Annotated in this window: 2 protein-coding genes; both read right to left on the bottom strand. The window is 71.6% G+C overall.

From position 1 onward, the window contains the following. Nucleotides 1-56 precede the first annotated feature (56 nt). Complete coding sequence (locus tag F7R91_RS41680; protein ID WP_150959073.1) at nt 57-1019, bottom strand: electron transfer flavoprotein subunit alpha/FixB family protein; 963 nt, start codon at nt 1017-1019, stop codon at nt 57-59. A gap of 53 nt (nt 1020-1072) precedes the next feature. Continuing rightward, nucleotides 1073-1854: electron transfer flavoprotein subunit beta/FixA family protein (locus F7R91_RS41675; protein WP_225321137.1), on the bottom strand; the 782-nt coding region annotated here is incomplete at its 5' end.

Genomic DNA, 1854 nt, shown 5'->3' with positions numbered 1-1854 from the left:
GCAGAGGCCCCGTGACCGTTGGTGCGGTCACGGGGCCTGGGACTGCGGTGGGGTGGTCAGCCCTTGCGGGTGTTGATCTCCTGGGTGAGCTGGGGGACGACGTCGAAGAGGTCGCCGACGATGCCGTAGTCGACCAGGTCGAAGATCGGGGCCTCGGGGTCCTTGTTGATGGCCACGATGGTCTTGGAGGTCTGCATGCCGGCCCGGTGCTGGATCGCGCCGGAGATGCCGGAGGCGATGTACAGCTGCGGGGAGACGGACTTGCCGGTCTGGCCGACCTGGTTGGTGTGCGGGTACCAGCCCGCGTCCACCGCCGCCCGGGACGCACCGACGGCCGCGCCGAGGGAGTCGGCGAGCGCCTCGATGAGCGCGAAGTTCTCCGCGCCGTTGACGCCGCGGCCGCCGGAGACCACGATCGCGGCCTCGGTCAGCTCCGGGCGCCCGGTCGACTCCCGCGCGGTCCGCCCGGTCACCCGGGTGCCGGCCGCCTGCGCCGAGAACGACACGGCCAGGGCCTCGACCGCACCGGCGGCCGGGGCGGCCTCCACCGGCGCGCTGTTGGGCTTGACGGTGATCACCGGGATGCCCCTGACGACCCGGGAGGTGGTGGTGAAGGACGCGGCGAACACCGACTGGGTGGCCACCGGACCCTCCGCGCCGGCCTCCAGGTCCACCGCGTCGGTGATGATGCCGGAACCGATCCGCAGCGCCAGCCGGGCGGCGATCTCCTTGCCCTCCGCGGAGGAGGGGACCAGCACCGCGGCCGGGGACACCGCGGCGACCGCGGCCTGAAGCGCGTCCACCTTCGGCACCACCAGATACTCGGCGTACTCGGACGCCTCATGGGTCAGCACGCGGGCCGCGCCGTGCTCGGCCAGCGCGGCGGCGGTGTCGCCGGCACCCGCGCCCAGGGCGACGGCGACCGGCTCGCCCAGACGGCGGGCCAGGGTCAGCAGCTCCAGGGTGGGCTTGCGGACCACGCCGCCTGCGTGGTCGACGTAGACGAGGACTTCAGCCATGGGATTGCTCTCCTGCGAAACGAAGGGGAAGGGGCGGTCAGCGGGTCAGGGGCTCAGATGAACTTCTGGCCCGCGAGGAACTCGGCGAGCTGCTTGCCGCCCTCGCCCTCGTCCTTGACGATCGTGCCCGCGGTGCGGGCCGGGCGCTGCGCCGCCGTCTGGACCGTGGTCCAGGCGCCGTCCAGGCCGACCTGGTCGGCGTCGATGTCCAGGTCGGACAGGTCCCAGGACGCGACCGGCTTCTTCTTCGCCGCCATGATGCCCTTGAACGACGGGTAACGCGCCTCACCGGACTGGTCGGTCACCGACACCACGGCCGGCAGGGACGCCTGAAGCTGCTCGCTGGCCGCGTCGCCGTCCCGGCGGCCCGTGACCGTGCCGTCCGCAACGGTGATCTCGGACAGCAGGGTCACCTGCGGCACCCCGAGGCGCTCGGCCAGCAGCGCGGGGACGATGCCGGCGGTGCCGTCGGTGGAGGCCATGCCGGAGATCACCAGGTCGTAGCCGGCCTTCTCGATCGCCCTGGCCAGCACCAGCGAGGTGCCGATCACGTCGGTGCCGTGCAGATCGTCGTCCTCGACATGGACCGCCTTGTCCGCACCCATCGACAGCGCCTTGCGCAACGCGTCCTTGGCGTCCTCCGGACCCACCGTCAACACGGTGATCTCCACATCGTCGTCGGAGTTCTCCGAGATCTGCAGCGCCTGCTCGACCGCGTACTCGTCCAGCTCGGAGAGCAGACCGTCCACGTCGTCCCGGTCGACGGTCAGGTCATCGGCGAAGTGCCGGTCGCCAGTGGCGTCGGGCACGTACTTCACAGTGACAACGATCCTCA

Origin of the sequence: Streptomyces luteolifulvus (assembly GCF_008806595.1) — a bacterium.
Taxonomy (GTDB): domain Bacteria; phylum Actinomycetota; class Actinomycetes; order Streptomycetales; family Streptomycetaceae; genus Streptomyces; species Streptomyces luteolifulvus.
The sequence above is the reverse complement of the archived record's forward strand: the minus strand, read 5'-3'. Positions and strand labels throughout refer to the sequence as shown.

What these genes read in the sequence shown, in the direction of transcription:
- F7R91_RS41680 (WP_150959073.1), bottom strand. Translation starts at nt 1,019, where the DNA reads ATGGCTGAAGTCCTCGTCTACGTCGACCACGCAGGCGGCGTGGTCCGC.